At 40.4% G+C, this 16,481-nt stretch carries 12 protein-coding genes; 7 read left to right on the forward strand and 5 right to left on the reverse strand.

The features are described 5' to 3' along the window. Positions 1-252 precede the first annotated feature (252 nt). Positions 253-459: a glycogen debranching protein gene (locus tag HWQ58_RS00655; RefSeq protein WP_229498956.1), complete on the forward strand. Its 207-nt coding sequence runs from the start codon at positions 253-255 to the stop codon at positions 457-459. A gap of 247 nt (positions 460-706) precedes the next feature. On the opposite strand, the gene HWQ58_RS00660 is transcribed toward HWQ58_RS00655, so the two are convergent. After that, the gene (locus HWQ58_RS00660; protein ID WP_292856584.1) at positions 707-5,185 is read right to left on the reverse strand and encodes a translation initiation factor IF-2 N-terminal domain-containing protein; all 4,479 of its coding nucleotides are present in this window, start codon (positions 5,183-5,185) and stop codon (positions 707-709) included. A 201-nt stretch (positions 5,186-5,386) separates the two neighbouring features. Next, on the reverse strand, positions 5,387-6,304 hold the full coding sequence (locus tag HWQ58_RS00665; protein WP_292856586.1) for a histone deacetylase: 918 nt from the start codon (positions 6,302-6,304) through the stop codon (positions 5,387-5,389). A 111-nt stretch (positions 6,305-6,415) separates the two neighbouring features. On the opposite strand from HWQ58_RS00665, the gene HWQ58_RS00670 reads away from it, so the two are divergent. Together HWQ58_RS00670 and HWQ58_RS00675 are read left to right on the forward strand one after the other, a co-directional pair. Further along, complete coding sequence (locus HWQ58_RS00670) at positions 6,416-7,453, forward strand: mechanosensitive ion channel family protein (RefSeq protein ID WP_292856588.1); 1,038 nt, start codon at positions 6,416-6,418, stop codon at positions 7,451-7,453. Between the two features lie 357 nt (positions 7,454-7,810). Next, entirely contained in the window at positions 7,811-8,878 is a 1,068-nt protein-coding gene (locus tag HWQ58_RS00675; protein WP_292856590.1) for an SBBP repeat-containing protein, read from the forward strand. Between the two features lie 367 nt (positions 8,879-9,245). Here the strand turns inward: HWQ58_RS00675 and HWQ58_RS00680 are convergent, their stop codons facing one another. The 3 genes from HWQ58_RS00680 to HWQ58_RS00690 all read right to left on the reverse strand — a co-directional run bounded on the left by HWQ58_RS00680 (position 9,246) and on the right by HWQ58_RS00690 (position 12,100). After that, positions 9,246-10,100 (reverse strand): metal ABC transporter permease, encoded by an 855-nt coding sequence (locus HWQ58_RS00680; protein ID WP_292856592.1) that lies wholly within the window; start codon positions 10,098-10,100, stop codon positions 9,246-9,248. A gap of 11 nt (positions 10,101-10,111) precedes the next feature. Next, positions 10,112-10,948, reverse strand: coding sequence for a metal ABC transporter ATP-binding protein (locus HWQ58_RS00685; RefSeq protein ID WP_292856594.1), 837 nt, complete (start codon positions 10,946-10,948; stop codon positions 10,112-10,114). Between the two features lie 99 nt (positions 10,949-11,047). After that, positions 11,048-12,100, reverse strand: coding sequence for a metal ABC transporter substrate-binding protein (locus HWQ58_RS00690; RefSeq protein ID WP_292856596.1), 1,053 nt, complete (start codon positions 12,098-12,100; stop codon positions 11,048-11,050). Positions 12,101-12,807: 707 nt separating this feature from the next. Between HWQ58_RS00690 and HWQ58_RS00695 the strand changes: the two genes are divergently transcribed. From HWQ58_RS00695 to HWQ58_RS00710, 4 genes are all read left to right on the forward strand, one after another. Continuing rightward, a complete protein-coding gene (locus HWQ58_RS00695) occupies positions 12,808-13,641 on the forward strand; it encodes an AraC family transcriptional regulator (protein ID WP_292856598.1) in 834 nt (277 codons plus the stop codon). 183 nt (positions 13,642-13,824) lie between these two features. Further along, positions 13,825-14,259 carry an AMIN domain-containing protein gene (locus HWQ58_RS00700; protein WP_292856600.1) on the forward strand — a complete coding sequence of 145 codons (435 nt, stop codon included), beginning with the start codon at positions 13,825-13,827 and terminating at the stop codon, positions 14,257-14,259. Continuing rightward, positions 14,228-15,274 (forward strand): TonB-dependent receptor plug domain-containing protein, encoded by a 1,047-nt coding sequence (locus HWQ58_RS00705; protein WP_292856602.1) that lies wholly within the window; start codon positions 14,228-14,230, stop codon positions 15,272-15,274. Before HWQ58_RS00700 ends, HWQ58_RS00705 begins: the two co-directional genes overlap by 32 nt. Before the next feature lie 48 nt (positions 15,275-15,322). Then, complete coding sequence (locus HWQ58_RS00710) at positions 15,323-16,381, forward strand: TonB-dependent receptor (RefSeq protein ID WP_292856637.1); 1,059 nt, start codon at positions 15,323-15,325, stop codon at positions 16,379-16,381. Positions 16,382-16,481: the final 100 nt, after the last annotated feature.

Raw genomic sequence — 16,481 nt, forward strand, 5'->3', positions numbered from 1 at the left:
GTCTTACTTATCCTGACTGATTTTCCCCCTCTTTGCAAAAAACTGGGATGCTCCCTGCTACAGCTTTATCGCTTTGATAATGTAATTAGTGCTGTGCCTAGCAGATGAAGCGGAACTGGGTAATGTAAATTGGTAATCGGTAATTAAAATTAGTTCACTACTTATTACCGATTTTGCTCTACAATTTTCGACTCTAATAGTGTTCTAAAATGACAAATAGCTTTTTCGCTAAAGTTTTAGAGGAAATATTCCATGACTATTTGGGTAAATGAGCAAATTGATCCGTCTGGGATGATTCATGCCTGTATTGCCACTTGTAATGAATCTCAAGCTAAAGATTGTCATGATTCTTTTGAGAATAATTTGACCGAGACACAAAAGGCAGCAGGTTGGGTAGCACAATTGCGGACAGTCGATTCTTGGGATGAAGTGCCGGTGAATTCTTTAAAACTCAATTAATGGGACTTAGACAAAAAGTAGCTAAAAAAAGCCTCAAATCTATATGTAGAAAGACTTTGACATCGTTTTGTCTAGTTTCTTGATATATCTGGGTTTCAAGCATTTTTGAGCATTTTGTGTATTTTTCTTGCCCTATATGGGTTTGAGGATTGTTTGTGTCTCAAAAATGTTTAAGTCCCGCTAAGAGACTTCCAAAAAATAAATTGCCTACGCATTTACCAAATTTTTGAGATTGTTATCAACAGGTTTAGCTGAAGAAGCGAGAAACATCAACGAAACCTGCATGAAGACTTACAATATTTGAAACTTCAGAATACATACTTCCGACTTTACCTGATTGATGGGTAAATAAATTATGACAACCCACAATTATTAGTAGTTCTTGAGCGCGGGAAAAAGCAACATTTACCCGTTCTGGCTTCTTAGCAAATCCTACATCTCCTTTGCTATTGTTGCGAACCATACTGACAATCACAATCGGTCTTTCCATACCTTGAAATCTGTCTACTGTACCAGTACGAATTTCTAGCGAAGGAAAAAGTTCAGATTGCAGGCGTTCATCGATTTTTCTTAATTGAGCGCCATAAAATGTAATTACGGCAATTTCTTTTTTTGGTTCACCATTAGCAACTTTAGAAGTCCAAGTCTTCTCAAACTGATGACACAGACGTTCAATGGCATCAATTTCTGGAGTATTAAAGTAAGAAGTTCCATTTCGTTGCTCTAAAAACTGATTTTCTATAGGCGTTTTTACCCAGATAAGATGCTGAGATTCTTGGATAATTTCGTCTGCTAAATGATGTGCGCGTTTTGTGTCTGGCTCCAAAATACCAGATTCTAGTTTACCGTCATAAAATTGATTGATTGCTCCCATAATAAATGGGTGCATTCGATACTGTGTAGTTAGCATTTGTTTGATGCTTTCATCAGCAGATTCAAACTGACTTTTAAATAGTGATTCTTCTAAAAATTGTAGTTCGTCTCTTGTATTGCCTATTGTTTGAGCAACTTCTTCTAAAGTGCTAGTATCAAGCATGGGTGGTAATTGCCGATGATCTCCTACCATGACTAACTTTTTGCCTTTCAAAGCTGGGATTAGTAACTCTGGTGGAGTACACTTACTAACTTCATCAATAATGACAACATCAAAAGATTTGAATTCTTCAGAAAAACCTCTATTGGCAGCCTGAACACAGGTAATACCAACGACATTAGCATTATCTAAATAAATGCGCCTTAAATCGTCGCGGTCACGCTCATTTGGCTGTCTTAATTTACCTATCCAATCTTGTACAAAAATCTGATATTTATTCAGATAAATTTTGTCTTTTTGAAGTTGCTGCTGCCAAAAATCAAACTGAGTACTTATTTTGCGTAAAAACTCTATACTAAACAAGTTGGTTTGAGAATTTTCTGGTTTAAATTTATCAGGTATAGTTTGCCATTCTCTCAACCACCAGTTTCGTTCTTCTTTTAAGTTTTTTGATGGCTGTGGTTGTGATTTTTGTTCTAGTTCGCGTAGAGTAATTTGTAGGTTTTGAACTTGCTGTAGAGAAGTTTCTGTTTCTTCTTTTAGCTTTAATAAATGCTCATTTAGAGAATGCTTAATTGTATCTAGCACAGCAAAAGGTTCTAATAATGAGATTAAGGTTTCTAGCTGATTAATGGAAGTTTCCCAATAATTCACTTGATTTGTAAACTCTTGGGGTTGCTGCCAAATATTTGATTGTGTTGCCAGATATTTTTCAACTAGAATACGTAATTGATCAGGTAGATTTTTTTGATTAAGTTCTTGCAATATATTAATCACTCCTCCAAGTTGGAAGTTAGCATTCTGCTGTGCTTTTTCTGCCTCAGCTTGAGTAATAGATATTTGCTGTTGGCTAACTTCATTTTTTTGAAGTTCATTTAATTGTCGTTGCAGTGACTGAAGCTGTTGATCGGTTTCAGTTTTGACTTTTAAAACACATTGACGCGCATTTGCAAGGATAGTATCTAGCAATTCTTGTGTAATGCAGGTGAGAGTAGAGTCAATGTTATTCCATTCCCATGATGCGGCATAAGTCCGTTGCATTCTAATTAAAAAAATCTGAGTATTTTCAACTAGTAATTTTCGCTGTTTGGGGTTGAGTAGCTGATAATTGTTAAACTGTTGATAGGTTTCTTGCCATTGAGTGCGATCGCTCTTTGATAGCACCATTGGAATCTGACTAAAATTTTCTTGTAAAAAATAGCTAAAATTATGCTGTTTACCCCGCCTGTCAGTAAAACCCCCGTCTATTTCATAAGCGATCGCCTTTGCTAATACTTCCCATTCAGGTAGGTTTATTTTGTATATCTTTGGTACTATTGGTAATTTTAATGTATTAGCAAACATCAACAAACCTAGTGGCAAGTCAACTAAATTTTCTGTAACTGGTAAACCTGATTGATGACATTCTTTTAAAGTTTGATAGAGATGAGAAGGTGCTGTAGATTTCCATTCCTTAACTGCTGAGATAATGTAATCTATTTCCCGTTTGCGGTTTTGCCATATCTGGATTGTTTGCTGTATATTTTGGAGTTTAGTAAGATATTGCTGATAATCTGGTTGTAACTGATTTAACGAGGCGAAATTATGTTTGACAACCTCCACTGATGCTGCAACTTCTAAGATGGCTTTACTTGCCTCATGAGCATAAGTCAAAGCAGTTTTAAATCCAGAAATTTCTATTGCTACAGTTTCACGCAACCAAGCCGCTAAACCAAAAGCACCAAGCGCTGGACGCACAAAGCCAAGTTCATCAGTATATTTGATGGTTTGACGAACATTTGCTAAAAATTCTTCTACTAAACTGTTACCTTCTGTGTAGGGCTTAAGAAGTGGCAAAAAATCTGTAACTTCTGAAGCTTCCCAGTTGATATTTGGTGCAGTATTTAATATATTTTCTAAGTTTGTAATTAATGATTCAACCTCGTTATATTTTTCTACAGTTTCGTTGTAATATTTTTCTTGATTTTGAAAGTTTATCTCTAGCTTTAACTTATTTTTATTAAACTTATTTTTTTGCTGATTAAATTCTTCCTCTGCTTGGAAGTAAGCTGTGAATCTTTGTGATGATGCCAGTAATTGAGTGAAAACTTTAATATTTTCCAGCCGTTGAGTTAGATTATTATCGCAGTCATTAGCTGTATTTTCTAGCCATCTGCCAATCACTTGGTCTTCTAAAAATGGCTGTCCTTCCTCCCCGACTTTCTCGGCTCTCCCCTTGCGTACAGCCCGAATCACTGGGTTATGAACTAATCGACTTAGGGCGTTATCTACTGCTAAATTGGCTTGAGATGCAATTAGAGTGCGTCCACCGCGAAGGGCAATTTGATAGCAAATCTCGGCAATTACGGTAGTTTTCCCAGTACCTGGTGGCCCTTGGATAAGAACAAGATCCTTAGCAGCAAGTACCTTTTCTACTGCTGCTTTCTGGCCAGGATTAGCAGAAGATAATAATAAATCTTGTGATTGAAGTTCAATAGTTGTTTTAATTTGTCTAGCCTGAGAAGCATCGAATAAAAAGTTACCCAAATATGGATTTTGGGTGTAACCATTATTCAAATCATCTAAAGCCTTTTTCTTACGCTGAATCTGCTGAATATCACCAACTGCTTCAAAACACAAAAATCCTGTATCTGGCAACTTATAACGCTCTGTTGCCATGAATTCAGCTAAGTCACGTTCTAGCCTGAGACTGATGATGCAACGGTTGGGGTCAACTTCCTCAACAGTCCCTAATTGACGGCCGCTAATCCAATTTTTGCCGACGGGAGCAGTTTCAAAAAGCTTTAAATCTTCGTTTTTTGTGCGTCTTGCTCGTTCCCAAAAGTTTTCGACATCGAGGGAATTTTGATAAAAGCCGTCAAGGGTGGCTGAGGCTACATCAATTTCAAAACTGATTCGTCTTTTAAAATTATAGTTATGAGTTACGTAATGCACACAAAATTGACGAGCTTTAGCGATTTTTTCTTCAATTTGTAAAAATGCTTTCCAAGCTTTCAGTTGATCTTCTGTAGGTACATGGTCGCCACAAATTGGCGCGGCGGCGATGCGTTTCAATGTTGCAGACTCAATGTCGAGATGATGCTGATGATTAGGCAGCAAACGCAAGCGGCAAGGTATAGCATAGCTATCGGCATGTCCCCGTGAGGGTTGTAATAATTGAACCGACAGTATTTTTAAACCGCCGCGTCCATCTTTTGGTACAGTTGCTCTAAATCCTAATGTTTTTCTGAGCTTCTCAAGTCTTGTAGGTAACTGAAAATCATTGCTGTCTGTTGCTATTGTCAAATCCCAAATTTCTTCTTTTGCTTCTTTCCCTGCACCTTTGCGACGCACATAAAATAGAGAAGGCTTTTGACCGACACATTCCAACATCAACTTATTGGCGCGATCGCGCCGCTCTCTAAATTCAGGATATGATTTCAGGACGCTTTCACCTTCAAGATGGCGGATAAAGCTATCAACTGCTGAAGCTATAAACATATAGCCCCAATCTTCAGAGTTTGTTTTAGTTTTCGAGGATTTTGCTGTTAGTTTATTTGCCACTGAACGAATGCGTTCTGCATCGGATTCTGAGATGGCGCTGGTATGGCTTTTGACTGCAATCTTGAGTTTTTCGCAAATTGCTAATAGCTTCTTGCTATCCAAATTCAATTCTTTTGCTAGTTCGTAAATTCTGAGTTTGCCGTTGTTCATCCAGTACTACCTTTGCCGACAAAATAGGGTTTAAATTTAAACGCAGAGGGGCGTAGAGGTAAGCGTAGAGGAGCGCAAAGTTTATTTTAGTCCCATTCGCTACAAATTAAATTTGGCAATACTCTGCGTACCTTTGCGTTTACTTTGCGTTCCTCTGCGTTTAAAAACTTTACGATTTTGGTAGTATTTCCTATTAACTAACTATAGTTTGTACTGCTGGTAAACTTCACTGGCGGCGCGATGTAGCAGGGAGTGTCGCCATACTAAAGATTTCATATCATTAGCATAACCGCCCCCAATGACGCAGGCGACGGGATAACCGCTACTCATACAGGTACTCAAAACCTGCATTTCCCGGCGAAAAATGCCAGCATCTGTAAGGGCTAATTTGCCTAAGCGATCGCCTATATGAGGGTCAACACCAGCATCATAAAATACTAAATCTGGCTTGACTTTAGATAATAAATCTGCTATGTAATTCGCCAAGGTTTGTAAATAAGCGTCATCTTCCATTCCCACCGGCAAAGGAACATCCAAATCACTGTTTTGTTTAGTACCGGGAAAATTGACTTCGCAGTGCATGGAGAAAGTAAAAACGCTGTCGTCGTTTTGGAAGATAAAAGCTGTGCCATCTCCTTGATGGACATCCAAATCGACAATTAGGATTTTTTGAACGAGTCCGAATTTTTGTAAAACGCGGCAGGCGATCGCTATATCGTTGAAAATACAAAAACCAGATCCATAACTAGGAAAGGCATGATGAGTGCCACCAGCTGTATTACAAGCTAAACCCTGACTCAGTGCCAGTTTAGCAGTAAGTATCGTACCACCTACCGCTACACAAGTACGATTTGCTAGTGCTGGACTCCAAGGCAAACCAATGCGACGCTGTGCTTTGGCATCTAGGGTTCCTTCGCAGTAAGCTTGAACGTAGTTTGGAGTGTGGACTAACTCTATCAACTCTAACGGCGGACGTTCGGGGGTGTGAAATTGTTCTTGATTAGCTACACCATCAGCTAACAGCAATTCGTAGAGTTGTCGAAACTTAGACATCGGGAAGCGATGTCCTTCAGGCAATGGGGCAACATAATCTGGGTGGTAAATAATTGGCAAGTCCATATTCCAGAAAATCTCAAGCAGGTAATCCGGCAAATCACAAGGTAAAATTTAGCCATAATCGCAGCAAAAATGCTGTTATTCTAAATCTAAAACTCCAAATTTAAAATTGATATGATGGAATGGATTACGCCGATATGGTTTATTCTAGCTGGCTTCGTAGCTGGAATAATTGGTGAAAAAGTTATCTTCCAAAAACTAGAAACATTCGTTACTAATAAACGAATTTTTGGGAGTAAAATTATATTTCGCTCTCTGCACCGGATGACTTTTATTTGGTTTGTCATCGCCGGTTTTTTTTGGGCAGTTCTGAGCGCTCCCCTCAAGCCAGATGTTGCGATCGTACTGCAAAAAATTCTGACGATCGCATTGCTGTTTTCAGTAACCCTAGTCTTAGCCAGACTGACTGGTGGTTTTGTTAATTTATTTATTCGCAGAGCCGAAGGCGTTTCTACATCACTAATTTCTAACCTTGCTAAGGCTATTGTTTTCGTTTTGGGAACATTAATTGTATTGCAAACAGTGGGTGTTCAAATTACACCGATAATCACAACTTTAGGTGTTGGTGGTATAGCAGTTGGTTTAGCACTTCAAGACACACTTGCAAATTTATTTTCTGGTTTTTATTTAATTATTTCTAAGCAAGTGAGAACCGGAGACTATGTGAAATTAGATGCTGGACATGAGGGATATGTTATAGATATTTCTTGGCGGAATACGACAATTAAAGAAATTTCCAATAATGTAGTCATTGTTCCTAATTCTAAGTTATCTACTGCAATTTTCACAAACTATCATTTACCCGCAAAGGAAATTACTTTAACAATGGATGTGGGTGTAAGTTATGATAGCGATTTGGAAGAAGTTGAAAGAGTAACTGTAGAAGTTGCTAAAGAAGTCATGCAAGAAATTGCACCAGAATTAAAAGAAAGTGAACCATATATCAGATTTCATACTTTTAATGATTTTAGTATAGATTTTACGTTATATATGCGCGTAAGTGAGTACTTTGACCAGCGTATTGGTAAACATCTATTTGTCAAAAAATTACACAAACGCTACCAGCAAGCAGGAATTCAAATTCCTTTTCCCATCAGAGAGGTTTATATGCCAAATAATGTAAATAAAAATTCGGCATTAAATCTAGACTAACTCTTGTTTTGGACTTTGGTCAAAAAAGAATGAGTTCACGGTAATTATACGCGAACAAAATACAGGTATTAAAAAAGGATAACTATCAGTTACTCAACCTTCACAAATGCAGCAGACAACTCGTAAGGGTCGTCTTTTAAACATCACAATCCAAGCTCGACCCAGTGAATAAAATCCTTGCCACGGTATCCGACCTCATCCAAATCTTAATCAAACGATGAAAGCGATATATTTTTTCTAGAAGCTTTGCACAGAGTCGGTTTTGCAGATTGAATGGCGGCTCGTTACAGCGTCGCTCCCTTTGTGCAAAAATAAAGGTTTCAGTAGTTTGATCGGTGACAGTATGAAGGAAAGATTATGTTCTCAGTCATTAAAACAGGTATAGTTGCAGTAATGACTGCAACGGTGATCGGACCCCCACTGGCGGCTAGGGCAGCAGATTTGACCTACGTTACCTCTTTTGGTGGTACTTATGGCAATGGTAACGGGCAGTTCAAATTCCCATCTGGCGTAGCAGTAGACTCTGCGGGCAACGTCTACGTGGCAGATAGTAGTAACAATCAGGTAGACAGGTTTAATCCCAGTAATTTTAGCGGTACATTCACCTCTTTTGGCACTGGTGGCAATGGTAACGGGCAGTTTGCTAGTCCATTTGGCCTAGCAGTAGACTCTTCTGGCTTAGTCTACGTAGCAGATTCTGGGAACAATCGGATCGTCCAGTTTAATCCCAGTAATTTTAGCGGTACATTCACCTCTTTTGGCACTTATGGCGGCGGTAACGGGCAGTTCGCTGCTCCACGTAACGTAGCAGTAGACTCTTCTGGCTTAGTCTATGTAACAGATTTGCCTAATGAGCGGATCGTCCGGTTTAATCCCAGTAATTTTAGCGGTACATTCACCTCTTTTGGCACTGGTGGCAGTGGTAACGGGCAGTTCGCCAATCCATATGGCGTAGCAGTAGACTCTTCTGGTTTAGCCTACGTAGCAGATGGTAACAACCGGATCGTCCAGTTTAATCCCAGTAATTTTAGCGGTACATTTACCTCTTTTGGCAGTGGTGGCAGTGGTAACGGGCAGTTCACTTATCCACGTGGTCTAGCAGTAGACTCGTCTGGCAACGTCTACGTGGCAGATACTTATAACGGTAGCCGGATCGTCCAGTTTAATCCCGGTAATTTTAGCGGTACATTCACGTCTTTTGGCACTCAAGGCAATGGTAACGGGCAGTTTTATCTTCCATTTGGCGTAGCAGTAGACTCTTCTAGCAACGTCTACGTGGCAGATTCTGGCAACTACCGAATTGTCCAGTTAAAAAGTAGCAATACCTCATCGGTAGAAGTACCTGAACCATCAGACGTGTTAGGCATTCTCGCTTTAGGGGTCATCGGTTTAGTTGCCAAATTTCAGCGCTTACTTTGCCCCTAAATGGATAAAATCAGGCTGATTTTTTACGGGAAGTTATCAAACCACGAAACAGCGTCGTTTTTTCTATAGCCTTATTATCAATAGTGTTTCATTAATGAAAATAAGCAGCGGAAAAATCAGGTCTTGGAAAACCCTCAAAGTGACCTTTTATAGTCGAAAATGGTTCGCGAGTTGTAAGATTTCGTCTAAACTTCTGAAATTTCGCTATGAATTGATTGTAATTTATTTTAAGCATAGTCTGTCAGTATTGATTTATACACAATTTGCTTGATATTACTATGCGTTGGGAAACTGATGGCTATAGATCCGATATTATTCGCGTATGACACACGCGAATAATATCTTTTTTGTCCAAAGTCCAATCTTGTTAAGGCAGGTGTTTTATAGAGAGGGGAGGCAAACGGCGTTTATATCTTCCTTGCAGATTCCTGGTAAGCAACACACAGGCAAATATGGCAGTTGAAAGTAGTACTACACTTGCTCCAGAGGCAATGTCGAGGTAGTAGCTGAGGTAGATACCTACAAACGAAATCGCAGCTCCTAAAATCCCGGAAATAATCATGATATAACCAAAGCGATCGCTGATTAATCGGGCAATCGATGCTGGAATCACCACTGCTGAAATAATCAGAGTTACTCCCAAAACGTTCAGTGTCGCCACCAGTAAAGTCGCCAACATCAAAGCAAATAAAGTATCCATTGCAAAAACGGGTACGCCATGAACCTGAGCCACTTCTCGGTCAAAACACCAAAATAGCAACGGGCGATAAAACAAGAAAACTAGACTGAGTAAGACAATCGTCACACCCGTCACCACCCACAAATCATTAGGGGAAACGCCCAACACATTGCCAAACAAAGCGGCTTCAAAGTTTTGGCTAAACTTGCGATAGCTACTGATTACAGCTACTCCTAAAGCAAAGCTAGCAGTTGTCACAATTCCAATAGCTGCATCCGAGTATATTTTGCGTCCTGTCAAATATTGAATCAGCAAAGCAGCTGCAAAACCCCAAATTCCAGAGCCAATGTAGAAATTCAAGCCCAGTACATAACTCAGCACGGCTCCCCCCAAAATTGCATGAGATAAACCGTGGGCAATGTAACTCATTCTCCGAGTTGTAATATAAACTCCCATAATGCCGCATAATAGCCCTGCCATCATGCCTACTAAAATCGCACGGCTAAAAAATTCATAGCGAAAGGGAGCCAGTAAAAAATCCATATACATTTATATTAAGCAGACTTCGACGAGTTGGAGCGGCGCAATACTTCCGGCAAGTTGTCTTGCATTTGATGACGTAGGGAAGTTCCGCCGCTAGCGATTAAGATTCGGTCTTGTTGGTGAAAAACTACCATTTCTCCACCAAAAGTCTGCTCAAGATTTGCGGGACTGAAGACATCGATAGGTTGACCTTGGCAAATTAAACCGTGGTTGAAACATACCACCCAAGGTAGATGAGTCGCTACCGAGTTGAGGTCATGGGTGGAGAGGATAATTGTCAAGCCTTGCTGATTCAAATCAGCCAATAGGTGCAATAGTTCGTGTTGAACGTGCAAGTCTGAACTGCTGGTGGGTTCATCTAAAAGAACTATTTCTGGTTCTCCTACTAAAGCACGGGCAATAAAAACCCTTTGCTGTTGCCCACCAGATAGACTACCGATAGGTTGATGGGCAACATGGGCAACCCCAACGCGCTCTAGGAGTTCGCTGGCAACTTGGCGATCGCGCCGCGAAGACCAAGGCAACACCTTCTGCTTTTGGTAACGTCCCATCATCACTACTTCCAGAGCCGTAACCGGAAAAGTCCAATCCACCGTTTCTACCTGCGGCACATAGCCCACCGCTTTTGGTGGCACTCCTGGCTTTAAGCGCTTTCCTCGAAACCAAATCTCTCCAGCCCAAGGATGAACTAATCCTAAAATCGCTCTAATTAAAGTGCTTTTACCACTCCCAGAAGGCCCTACCAAACCAGTAAGTTGACCAGGGTAAAGCGTCAAATTAACATCGCTAAACACTGGCTGGGTTTGATAACCACAGGTTAAACTTCTAACTTCAAGTATTGGTTGCATATACAGCAGATTTCAAGTTGGTATACATAACGATTCGTCTAAAAGCCAGGTAGAAAGCCTGTTTTACTTCTGAATTCTGCTGTACTTATTTTCTTAATCCTACTTAGTTGCTGTTGGTCCAACAACATTTCCAGTGTTTAAGTTCTTCACCAAATCAGGATTTCCTCCCAAATTAGAGGCGATAATCCGCATATTGTTAGCCATCATGCCAATATAAGTATGCTCAGGATTAGTGTTTTCCATTGCATTGGCTGAACCTGTTCCAGGTAACTCATCATCGGCAGTGTTGGCTGTTTTTATCTTTGCTTCGCGGGCAATTTGTTCTTCTACCTTGCTGGGGTAGACCTCAGAACCAAAAATCGCTGGAACGCCTGTTTTGCGAATTTGGTCAATTAGCTTGGCGACATCTTGAGCAGATGGTTCCTTGAAATCTGAAGGTTGAATCGCACCAATTACTTGAAAACCATACTCTCTGGCCCAATACGCCCAAGAATCATGGTAGGTCAAAAGTTTACGGTTTTTGGCAGGAATACTGGCGACGATTTCTCGTGTTGCCTTGTCTAGGGCATCCAGACGTTGTAAGTAATTTTTGAGATTAGTCGCGTAATAGTCTTTGCCAGCAGGATCTAAAGTAGTTAACTGTTGGGCGGCTAGTTTGGCGTAAGCCTCAGCATACTTGGGGTTCACCCACAGATGAGGATTGGGATCGCCCTTTTCTTTGGGAAAGCTAAAGTCAAAAAGCCATTGATCTTGGGTAATGGTATTACTACCTAGCTCATAGATTTTAGTTTCTTTGGGCTTCGAGGCTTTAGCTAGTTTTTCTGTTGGCGATTCCAAATGCAACCCATTGGCGATAATCAAATTAGCTTTGGATAGCAAATCAGAATCACTGGGACGAGGTTCAAAGGTATGGGAGTCAGTTCCTTCTGGAATAATACCCTTAACTTCTAAGCGATCGCCTGCAATGTTACTCACAATATTGGTTAAAGGAGCGACTGTCGTTACAACTAAAGGCTTATTTTGTGTCTTTTGTCCTACTTGAACTGGAGTGGTTGTAACTTCAGGATTGGAAGACACTGTTTTATCTGGAGATGGACTGCAAGCTACTACCATGAAGCTAAGTACAAATAGCAATCCGGCGAGGGTCTTCATTACACCAAGTCTTCTAAATTAAAGGATCAACGTTTAATTAGACCTTTTCCTGATATTAAGATGCAATGCCCCCTCAGGGTATTTTCGGTTGATTTTTAGAATTTTTTATCTGTACTCCTTTCGATCAAAGAGCGTTTAATATCAATTAGGCTGGGTTGATTGGGAACAATTTAAAAGAGAGTGATCTTTGTCAATACGTCTTTAAGTATAAATATATCTGCATAAAAATGATAATCGTATTATGGGGTGCGTAGACGAAGCAGCAGCTTGTTCTTAGACATCGCATTTCACCGCTGATCATAAAAATATTTGAAGAAAGCCCAAAGTAAGAAACGTCTTGTCTTAATTTCTTAACTTTGCGACAACAATCAAGGTATATCAATACTTTCAGCAGCCAGTGCTGTAAAGTATTTGCATAGTTGAGGCTCAACATTCCTCGGTCAACCCTGCTGTGTAATGCTAACAATAATTATTAATCCTCAACCAAATTCTGCGAAAATTTCTTAACAAGAGTTGTTTTTGCTTTGACCATATCAATAATGACACTGTTCCTTTGCGAGCCAGAATCTTTGGTACAATCCTCTCCCAATCATTTGTACTTGAACAGCTTACCTAATTTTGGGAAATTAAATAGCCCTATTCATGATCCGCATAAGCATAGCCAGGGAAAGCGACAGATAATCTTGCTTTGCTCTGGAATTTATCTCGTGATTGATCAATACACACTACAAGAAAACTTAGTTGTAGAAACTGCTCCTGGAAAACCTGGATTTGATTTGGAGTTCAGTTTTATGATTTTGGGTGATAATCACACTGAGCAGACACTTGCAGGACAAAATTTTCTGTGTCTTGGATTTGAACCCGGAATTAGTGGGTTAGTTGATTGGCAAGCAGGACAACAAATTCTGAAATTTGATATTCATATTACAGTTGAGACATTTGTGAATGCGATCGCCCATTGTTTAGAGCTGGTCGATCCGAAGCTGAGACAGTTTCTTGAACATTCAGATCATATAGATTGTTTTCAAATGGGTGTTAACACACCTGCAATGTGTACAATCATTTACCAAATCCTGAATTGTCCCTATCAAGGGCTAACACGGCAGTTGTATCTAGAAGGTAAGGTGCTAGAACTGATGGCGCTACGTTTGGATCAGTACATCCAGAACGAACCACAGCCAAGGCAAAAATCATCATCAAAATCACAAGAGCGCGATCGCCTGCACTACGCTAAGGAAATCCTCATCCACAACTTAGAACATCCGCCATCTCTGTTAGAACTATCTCAACAAGTGGGACTCAATACTCGTAAACTCAAAGAGGGCTTTCGACGAGAGTTTGATACAACGGTGTTCGGCTATTTGCATAGTCATCGGATGGAACAAGCCAGGAAATTTATAGAAGAAGGGCAAATGACTGTAGCAGAAGTTGCCTACGGGGTGGGCTATGCAAATCGCAGCCATTTTGCAGCAGCATTTCGCAAATGGTTTGGCATAAATCCGAGTGAGTTTTTCAAGGAAACACAAAAACGGGAGATTTGAATTGTTCCGCTTAGAGTCATCGCGGTTCCGCTAAGAGCCACTTCAATTTGTCAAATCCTCTATTCTCAGGTAATGAGAATTGTTACTGATAATTTTTTGTGGGAATTGTGCAACCGCGTGTGAGGTGAAAGCATGAATACGAAGCAACTGTGGTAACTGCTAGTGCTCATAGGATGGATGGGATTGGCAATTCCAGCATATGCCAAAGAAGTACCCCAACCAATAAGACGACTGCAAAGAAGCGATCACGCAATTATGCTAGTGCAGTCGCCAGCATCAGAAATAGCGCCTTTAGCAGAAGTTGTACAAGTTACGGGAGTTAAGACAAATCCTACTGATAAAGGTGTAGAGGTGATTTTACAAACTGACAAAGGTCAACAGTTGCAAGTAGTAAACCGCAGTGTTGACAACAGCTTTATCGTTGATATTCCCAATGCCCAACTGCAATTAACCAAAAAAGATGCCTTTACATTCCGCTCGGAAAAACCGCTTGCGGGAATTACTGAGATTACAGTTACTAACTTTAATGCCAATACTATCCGGGTGGCGGTGATAGGTGAAGCGGGTGTACCAATTGTCGAGTTGTTTGATAAGTTTAGACGAGGGTATTATTTTTAGCGTTGCTAGTGCTGCATCCTCAACACAGCCGCAACAGCAACCCCAAAAGCAACCAAAGCCACCAACCACCGCGCCACAGCAACCATCGGCTGAGGGTGATGAACCAATTGAGTTGGTGGTAACAGGTGAGCCAGACACAGGATATAGCGTACCGGATGCATCAACAGCAACTAAAACTGATACCCCATTACGCGACATTCCCCAATCTATCCAAGTGATTCCTCGCCGAGTGATTGAAGATCAAAAAATCACTCGCCTATCTGATGCTCTCCGCAACGTACCAGGCGTAGTGACTAGCGGTAATCGTCGGAGTTTAGCACCTGATTACGTCATTCGAGGATTTACTACACAAAACACCCTGAGAAATGGGTTTACTTTTCCTGGTTCATCCACAACTCCAGCAAACGCATCAGCGGTGTCCAATAATATTGAGCGAGTTGAGGTCTTGAAAGGCCCTGCTTCAGTGCTGTATGGCAACCTGGAACCGGGAGGAGTGGTGAACTATGTGACAAAACAACCGCTAGAAGCACCTTACTACGCGGGCGAATTTATTGTTGGCAGCGACAGTTTCTACAACCCCACACTCGATTTTTCTGGGCCGCTAACAACGGATAAACGCCTGTTGTATCGTCTCAATATTGGCTATGAAAATTCCGGTAGCTTTGTTGATTTTGTGAATCGAGAAAACTTTTCAATTGCGCCAACCCTAAGCTACAAGATTGGGGACTCTACCACATTGAATTTTGGCTATAAGTACATCAGACAGGATGGAACGCCTTATAATGGTTTTCCAGCAAACCCGCTGGTTTTTCAATTACCACGCAACCGTTTTTTGGGAGAACCAGGCGATCGCGAGCAGAGTGACACCCATAATATTAATTTTGCAATTTCCCATCGCTTTAATGACAATTTAGAAATTCGCAGCGGCTTTTTTACTCAATTCACCAACTCCAAACGCTCGTCATTTCGGCTAGATTTTGGAGATTTAGACGGTTCGTTAGCACCAAGATTCTAAGAAACAGGCACAGATGACAATCAACTATACTCCCTGCAAAATGATCTGATCTGGAAGTTTAATACAGGCACTGTAAAGCATCAACTACTGTTCGGACTTGAATGGACTAAATCTAGTGGTAATTTTAATTATGATGATAACTATATTGATTATTCAATTGATATCTTCGAGCCAGTTTATGGTGCGACTATCCCTAGAGAGTTGAACTATTTATCATCACAAAATAAAGAACGGAATACCATTGCCCTCTATCTCCAAGATCAAGTCACGTTACTCCCAAATTTAAAGTTGCTAGTTGGGGGTAGATATGATTTCAATAAACAGAGAGACATTTTTCAAGAGTTTAATAATATCAATGTTGAGGAGCCGAGTGTCTACAATGCCAATGATCAAGTTGATAGTAATGCCTTCTCCCCACGCATTGGCATTGTCTACCAACCCATTGAACCTGTATCACTCTACGCCAGTTATAGCAGGTCTTTTGTTCCTAATGACTCTCGTACCAGAACTGGAGAAATTATTGAACCCACTCGCGGCACTCAATATGAAGCTGGTATCAAAACCGAACTTTTGGACAACAAATTATCAGCTACTTTAGCTGCCTATGAAATTACAAAGACAAACATTCCGACAACAGATCCACAAGATCGTAACTATTCGATTGGTGTAGGTGAAGTGAAGAGTCGAGGGGTTGAATTCAGTTTAGCTGGAGAACCGTTACAAAACCTGAATATTATTGCTTCTTGGTTTGTTAACGATACATTTGTCAGCGAAGACAATGACTTACCAGTGGGTGACAAACTCATAAATGCGCCTAGTCAAGGAGCGAGTTTATGGATGAGTTACGAAATTTCCAAGGGAGACTTAAAAGGGTTAGGCTTTGGTGCAGGAGTATTTTATGTGGGAGATAGAGAAGTTACTTTACCTAACACATTCACAGTTCCATCTTACGTTCGTGCTGATGCGGCAATTTTCTATAAACAAGATAACTGGCAGCTTGGGCTGAACTTTAAGAACCTATTTAACAAGCGGTATTACGAGACAGATGGTTTTATCCAACCTGGTGAACCATTAACTGTGCTGGGTTCGGTTTCGGTACGTTTTTAACTAGTTAGGATGCTATTATTACTTGCTGTTTTTCAATGTCTTTAACTGTGACTCGTTTGAATTAATAAGTATATTTTGACAGTTAAATTGAAGCCCTTGA

Source organism: Nostoc sp. LPT (assembly GCF_017115165.1).
Classification (GTDB): domain Bacteria; phylum Cyanobacteriota; class Cyanobacteriia; order Cyanobacteriales; family Nostocaceae; genus Nostoc.